Raw genomic sequence first — 6,430 nt, forward strand, 5'->3', positions numbered from 1 at the left:
AGGGGATCAGGTGCTGAGGAGGATCAGGCTCATGGCCGGGTACCCCAGGAGACCGAGGAACCCGGCGAATAGGAGGACAACGGGCAGGCTCATCCGCTCCGTGGAGGCTTGGGCCTCGGCCTCCATCTCCGCGAGGAACTGCACCCGCAGGGTCTTGGCCTTGGCCGACAGGGAGCTGCGCACGCGGGCGCCGTCCGTCCCCGCCAGGTGCAGGCTCGCGGACAGCTCGGCGAACTCGGGGGTGTCGTACCGCTCGCCCAGGTCGCGCATGGCCTGCCAGACCGGGACGCGGGTGAGGGAGGCCTCGCGCAGGGCGTCGCGGATGGCGGCCATCGCCCAGCCGCCGCCGTTGGCGGAGGCGTCGGTGAGGGCGCCGCTGACGCCCGCGCCCCCCGCCAGGGAGACCACCACGAGGTCCGCGAAGCCCGAGAGGGTACGGCGCATCTCCTCCCGGCGCTTGGTCGCCTCGTCGTTGAGGGACAGGTCCGGGGCGAACCACATGAGGACGGCGAAGCCGACCCACAGGGCCAGGGAGAGGAACGGCGCGGGCAGCGCCCCGAAGGAGGCCAGGAGCAGCCCCACCACCGGCGGGAACAGCAGCCCCACCACCACCCCCGCCGCCTTCTCCGCGAGGTAGCCGCCCGGGTCCCGGTCGCAGATGCGCAGGTTGCGCACGGCGCGCCTGCCGGGCAGCCCGGCGGCGTGCAGCAGCGGGACGCCGACCTTACCGATCCGGGTCAGGATCCCGGTCTCGGAGGGGCGCAGCGAGAGCCGTGCCGGGGGCCGGGGGCCGGACAGGCGCTCGGCCAGGGTCGGGCGGGCCCAGCGTGCGGCGGCCAGCGCCCACAGGGCCAGGCCCAGGGCGGCGCCGGCCAGGGCCGCCGCCATCAGGGGGGTCACAGTGCGGCCTCCTTGGAGAGGTCCGGGGTGAGGACGCGCGGCCCGAGCGAGAAGCGGGACATGCGGGTCAGCCACACCACGGCCGTGGCCCAGATGCCGCCGATGGCCGCCAGGACGATCTGTCCCAGCGCACCGTCGAACGGCTCCAGGTACTCGGGGTTGAACAGGAGCATGAGCGCCGCCATCCCCAGCGTCGCGCCCATGATGATCCGCGAGGACGTGCGCAGCCGCGCCCGGCTGGCCGACACCTTGACCAGCATGGCGGCCTGGTCGCGGGCGGACTCGGCCAGGGCGCCGAGCAGGACGCCCAGGTCGGTGGCGTGCCGGGTGGCGGCCATGGCCAGGGCGGAGGCGACCAGGTCGCCGGTGGGGTTGTCGACGGTCCGGGCGAAGGTGTGCAGCGCGTCGCGGGGTTCGCGTCCGCGCCGCATGTCGTCGGCCAGCCGCTGGACGGCCTCGCGCAGCGGTTCGGGGGCGATGGGCGCGGTGGCAGCGACCGCCTGGTGCAGGCCCGAGGACCCGGCCATGAGGTCGCGCAGCATCTCGGTCCAGGCGGCGACGGCCTCGACGCCCTCGACCTGCTCCCTGTGCTCGGCGTCGCTGCCCAGGACCTGCGGGGCCCACCAGACCGCGGCGGCGGCCAGCGCCCCGGCCACCGGCCAGCCGGTGAGGAGCCACACGCCGACGGCGGCGGCGACCGCGAAGGCGATCCTGCCCGGGCGCGGCAGCGGCCGGGGCCGGCCACGGCGGACGCGGTCGGCCAGCAGCGGCACGGCCCAGACGAACAGGAGGAAGACGCCCAGGCCGGCGGCACCGCCGGCGGTGGCGAGCAGGAGGGTGTCCGTGTTCACCGGGCCCACCCCGTCATCTCGGCCTGGAGGGCGGCCGGGTCGAAGCCGTGTTCCACGAGCGCGTCCAGGGTGTCGGGGCTGGGCGGGGCGGCGGGCAGCCGGCCCTGGCGCGGCGAGTGGCGGTAGATCTCGTTGGAGACCACGTTCTGCCCCTCCGCGCCCACGACCTCGCGCACGCTGGTCACGCGGCGCTCGCCGGTGGGCAGCGCGGAGACGTGGACGACCAGGTGGACGGCGGAGGCCACCAGCGACGCGGTCGCCTCCAGCGGCAGGCGCTCGGCGGACTGGGCGGCGTAGGCGCCCAGCTTGGTGAACGCCCCCGCGGACCCGGCCGCGTGCAGGGTGGTGAGGCTGCCGTCGTTGCCCTGGCTCATGGCGTTGAGCAGGGGGACGGTCTCGCTTCCGCGGGTCTCCCCCACGATGACGCGGTCGGGGGACATGCGCAGCGCGGTGCGGACCAGGTCGGCGATGGTGATCTCGCCGACGCCCTCGATGTTGGCGGGTCGGGCCTGGAGGGCGACGCAGTCGGGGTGGGCCTCGCGGTCGCGGTCCAGGCCGAGCTCGAAGACGTCCTCGATGGTGACCAGGCGCTCGGTCGGGGGGATCTCCGAGGCCAGGGCGCGCAGCAGGGTGGTCTTGCCCGCCCCGGTTCCGCCGGTGACGACCATGTTGCGGCGGGCGCGCACGGCCGCCCGGAAGAGGGACACCAGCGCCGGGTCGAGCGTGCCGAGCTTCTCCAGGCGGCGCAGCGACGACTGGGCGTACCGGTGGCGGCGGATCGACACCGAGGGCTGGCGGGAGACCTCCATGACCGCGTTGAGTCGCTCCCCGCCGGGGAGCTGGAGGTCGAGGATGGGCGCCCCGGGGTCGAACCGGCGCTCGCCGCTGGCCGACTCCGCGGCCAGGCGGCGGACCAGGGCGATGACGTCGTCGGTGTCGGCGAACAGGCCCGCGTGCAGGCGCCGGCCGCCGTCCGCCAGCCGCACCCAGGCGTCGACGCCGTTGATGTTGATGTTCTCGATCTCGGGGTCGTCGAGCAGGGGCTGGAGGGGGCCGACGCCGGTGACCTGGGCCAGCGAGGCGGAGGCGATGGCGGCCTCGGCCTCGGGCGCCAGCAGGGGACGGCCCTCGGCCAGGGCGGCGCGGGCGGCCTCGTCGAGGATGTTGGCGATGATCCGGTCGGCGCGGGCCCGGTGCTCCTGCGGGGTGTCCGGGTCCTCGCCGCGGGTCTCCTCGCTGATGCGCCGGCCCGCCTCGGCGGACACGTAGGCGACCCACTGGGCCTCCACCCGGTCGGCCTCGGGGTCGAGGAAGCGGGAGACCGCGTGGTCGGAGTGCTCGTCGGGCAGGCTCACGCGTTCACCCCCGGGGGCAGCGGCGCGTACACCGGGGGTTCGGTGCGGACGTCCGCGGCGAGCGTGCGGGCCAGCCGGTCGGCCGCCCTGAACAGGGGGCGGCGCTGGGGCCGGGCCAGGTCGCGTTCGCCCCGGAGGAACTGCGCGGAGCGGGGGTCGTCGGGCACCCGCCCCCACACGGCGGAGCCGAGGGCGCCGGTGATCTCGCCGACGCCGCCGCGGCCGCCGCAGACCACGACCCGCAGGTCGCGGGCGGGGAAGGACGGGGCGAGGAGGTGTTCGCGGGCGCGGCGCAGCTCGGTGAGGCGTTCGGAGACCACGAGGACGGCGTGGTCGACCCTGGCGACCAGGGCGCGGGCCGGGGAGGAGGCGGTCAGGCGCCCGAGGTCCAGGACGGCGACGGGCGCCGCCATCGCGGAGAGCGGCAGGGGGTGCTGGCCCAGCAGGCGCACCGCCCCCTCGGCGGGGTCGCCGGTGACGGGCGCCGGGCAGACCCGGAGCCCGCCGGGCAGGGTCTGGGTGTGGGCGTCGGGGTCACCGCCGCCGCCGCGGCGCATGGCGGCGGCCAGGCTGGTCAGACCGGGTTCGGCGGGGATGCGGCGCCAGACCGCGACCGCGCCTCCGGAGGGGTCGGCCTCGACCAGCACCCCGGGCGAGTCCCCGGGCCAGACCGCGGCGAGGGCCATGCCCACGCTGGTCACGCCCGGGGCGCCGCCCAGGGAGAAGACGGCGACCGTTCTCGTCATCACGCCCCTCCGCGCGGGTGGACCTGCACGAGGCTGACCTGGCCGGCGGAGGCGGCCGCGGCGATGCGGGCGGCGTCGGCGGAGGAGACCAGCAGCTCGACGGTGACGGCGCCCTCGACCCCGGGGTCGGGGGTGAGGGTGCGCACCAGGGCGAGGTAGGCCTGGGGGGCGCCGTCCTCCTGCTCGCCGCCGCTCACGACCACGGACACGTTGGCGCCCGCGCCCAGGGAGGCGGGGAAGCGCCCGGGCTGGAGGGTCGCGCCGACCAGGGCCCGGTCGGACTCGGGGAAGGCCGCGTCGGTGCCCAGGGCCGCCTCGGGAAGGACCGCGCCGCGGACCACCGGGAGGGTGAGGGTGAGGCCGACGACCTCCTCCAGGCGGGCGGCGTCCACGAAGGAGAGGTCTCCGGCGACCGACATCTCCGAGACGCGCAGGTCCTCCATGGTGAGGACGTGCCCCGCCGGGAGGTCGCCGTCGGCGACGACCACACCGGTGCGGTCGTCGAGGCGCTCCAGGGCGATGACCCCGCTGAGGGCGCCGGCCGTCGTCAGGGTGAGGGCCAGCACCAGCCACCGCCAGCGCCGGGGGCCGCCGCCGGAGAGCCGCACGGCGGGGGGCTGCTGCGTCTGCCGCCCCGCCCCGGGGGGCGGAGCAGTCGTCGTCTCGACCACGTCTGTCTCAGTTCTTCTCGGTGTCAGTGGGTGTCCGTGACGAGTCCGTGGGACTCGCGGACGGTGAGTTCGACCTCGGAGGCGCTGGTGAGCTGGTCGAGGGTGCCGCCGCCACCGCCGGAGAAGCTCCAGGAGGTGTCCCAGAGCACGCGGACGGTGACGGTGCGGGTGGCCTCGGCCCCGGAGGCGGAGGTGTAGACGTGCCCGCAGTCGGGGGAGGCGGAGGCGGCGTCGTGGACGGCCGGGTCGAAGGGGGTTCCGGGCCCCTCGCACTCCACGGTGGTCCCGTCGCCCATGGTCCAGAGGGTGCGGGCGGGGGTGGCGGTCACGGTGAGGGAGGACTCCCCCAGCTGGGCGGAGGTGGACTCGGCGTCCCAGCCCTCGGGTTCGACCCACAGCCACAGGGGGGTGTTGACCAGGACGAGGGAGCCGGTCCCCGGGGAGGTGGCGATCTGCGGCTCGGGGAGCTGGAAGGCGGCCATGGCCTCCTCGATGGTGGTGAGGGGGTCGGTGCCCTCCCCGCCCTGGGCGGCCTCGGCGAAGACCTCCTCCCAGTCGATGGAGTCCCAGTCGATGTCGTTCTCCCAGTCGATCAGGTTCTCCCAGTCGATGGCGTCCCAGTCGACGTCGGCGTACTCGTCGGGGGCCCCGGCGCCGCCGGTCCCGCCCGTGCCGCCGGTCCCGGGTGTGCCGGGGAACCCGGGGACGCCGCCCCGCTCCAGCAGCCAGCGCAGCAGGATCTGGCAGCCGTTGCCGCCGCCGGTGCCGCACTCGACGCTGCCCAGGAAGGAGCCGTCGTCGGCGTGCGCGGGAGCGGCGCCCGCGAGGGCGAGCACCAGCCCGGCGGCGGCCGCCGCGGCGGCGGGGGGTAGGGGTCTCAGCATGATCCGGCCTCCCAGATGCGCAGTTCGGACACGCGCCAGGCGAGTCCGTCGTGGATGAGTGTGGCGTCGACCCTGCGGCGGCCCTCGGTTCCCGCCGTTCCCCCGGTCCGCCAGGCGGAGTCGTCCACGCAGTCGTCGACGACCGCGAGTTCGGGGCTCTCGACGGTGACCGAGGGCTCCAGGACGGGTTCGCCCTGGGCCGCCCCGCCCGCGGCCGCCTCGTCGAGCGCGGTCCGCATGAGTTCGCGGGCGGCCCCGACGGCGTGGTCGTCGAGGGCGCGCGAGGCGTCCCCGTCGCCGTGGGAGGCCGCGACCACCGCGTCCCACATCCCGGTGTAGGCGGCCAGCGCGGCATCCTCGTCGCCGGTGGGGGCCGCGGAGGGCCGCGGGGAGGGTTCGGAGGCGGCCTCGCCCGTTCCGGCCGCGGGGTCGGAACAGCCCGCGGCGGCCAGGAGGGCGCAGGCGGCCAACGCCAGGCGGGTCGAGCCGGATCGCATCGCGGCTGGTTCCCTTCGGTGTGCTCCGCCCGGACGGGACGGGGTCGGGTGGGGGGTGGAACCGGCTTGCGGGCGCGGGTCCGTGGAGGGAGGTGACACCAAGAGATGTGGTTTTGCGTGTGTTTCACGCTTTCACAGCGTGAGGATAGCGACACCACACAGCAGCCAACAACCCCTGCAGCAAGAAATAAGCCTTTACACGAAGGGGATTCGAGGCGACCGAAACGCCAACGACAGCCTTGAACACACGCAAACGGGCAGTCCGTTCCCGAGCGCTCGGGACTCCGAGGCCGTTCCGGGCCCTCGGACCGGAAGGACCGGGCCGGGTGCCCGCGCTCCCGCCCCCTCCCCCGACCACAGGATGGAACACCCGCCCCACCGGCAGGGTGGTACCAGGTGAACCCCGGGGGATCGCACGGCGAAGCCTGGAGCGCCGGGACCGGCGGGAACGGGACCGAACGAGCGAACACCAACGTTTTCATGACATCCCCACAGGGACACAAACCTGAAAACCACCACTTCCACA

General features: G+C 75.5%; 7 protein-coding genes. All 7 read right to left on the reverse strand.

The window, feature by feature from the left end:
• Nucleotides 1-6 precede the first annotated feature (6 nt).
• The 7 genes from ACSUPR_RS05025 to ACSUPR_RS05055 are packed head-to-tail and all read right to left on the reverse strand — an operon-like array spanning nucleotide 7 to nucleotide 5,904.
• On the reverse strand, nucleotides 7-900 hold the full coding sequence (locus ACSUPR_RS05025) for a type II secretion system F family protein (protein ID WP_436889748.1): 894 nt from the start codon (nucleotides 898-900) through the stop codon (nucleotides 7-9).
• Entirely contained in the window at nucleotides 897-1,760 is an 864-nt protein-coding gene (locus ACSUPR_RS05030; RefSeq protein ID WP_436889749.1) for a type II secretion system F family protein, read from the reverse strand. Before ACSUPR_RS05030 ends, ACSUPR_RS05025 begins: the two co-directional genes overlap by 4 nt.
• The gene (locus ACSUPR_RS05035) at nucleotides 1,748-3,106 is read right to left on the reverse strand and encodes a CpaF family protein (RefSeq protein ID WP_436889750.1); all 1,359 of its coding nucleotides are present in this window, start codon (nucleotides 3,104-3,106) and stop codon (nucleotides 1,748-1,750) included. The genes ACSUPR_RS05030 and ACSUPR_RS05035 overlap by 13 nt, the downstream gene beginning before the upstream one ends.
• Nucleotides 3,103-3,852 carry a hypothetical protein gene (locus ACSUPR_RS05040; protein ID WP_436889751.1) on the reverse strand — a complete coding sequence of 250 codons (750 nt, stop codon included), beginning with the start codon at nucleotides 3,850-3,852 and terminating at the stop codon, nucleotides 3,103-3,105. The genes ACSUPR_RS05035 and ACSUPR_RS05040 overlap by 4 nt, the downstream gene beginning before the upstream one ends.
• The gene (locus ACSUPR_RS05045) at nucleotides 3,852-4,523 is read right to left on the reverse strand and encodes an SAF domain-containing protein (RefSeq protein ID WP_436889752.1); all 672 of its coding nucleotides are present in this window, start codon (nucleotides 4,521-4,523) and stop codon (nucleotides 3,852-3,854) included. Before ACSUPR_RS05045 ends, ACSUPR_RS05040 begins: the two co-directional genes overlap by 1 nt.
• Before the next feature lie 23 nt (nucleotides 4,524-4,546).
• The gene (locus tag ACSUPR_RS05050) at nucleotides 4,547-5,407 is read right to left on the reverse strand and encodes a hypothetical protein (RefSeq protein WP_436889753.1); all 861 of its coding nucleotides are present in this window, start codon (nucleotides 5,405-5,407) and stop codon (nucleotides 4,547-4,549) included.
• Nucleotides 5,401-5,904, reverse strand: a complete 504-nt coding sequence (locus ACSUPR_RS05055; protein WP_436889754.1) for a hypothetical protein — start codon at nucleotides 5,902-5,904, stop codon at nucleotides 5,401-5,403. Before ACSUPR_RS05055 ends, ACSUPR_RS05050 begins: the two co-directional genes overlap by 7 nt.
• Nucleotides 5,905-6,430: the final 526 nt, after the last annotated feature.

Origin of the sequence: Nocardiopsis dassonvillei, assembly GCF_964273065.1 — a bacterium.
Taxonomy (GTDB): domain Bacteria; phylum Actinomycetota; class Actinomycetes; order Streptosporangiales; family Streptosporangiaceae; genus Nocardiopsis; species Nocardiopsis dassonvillei_B.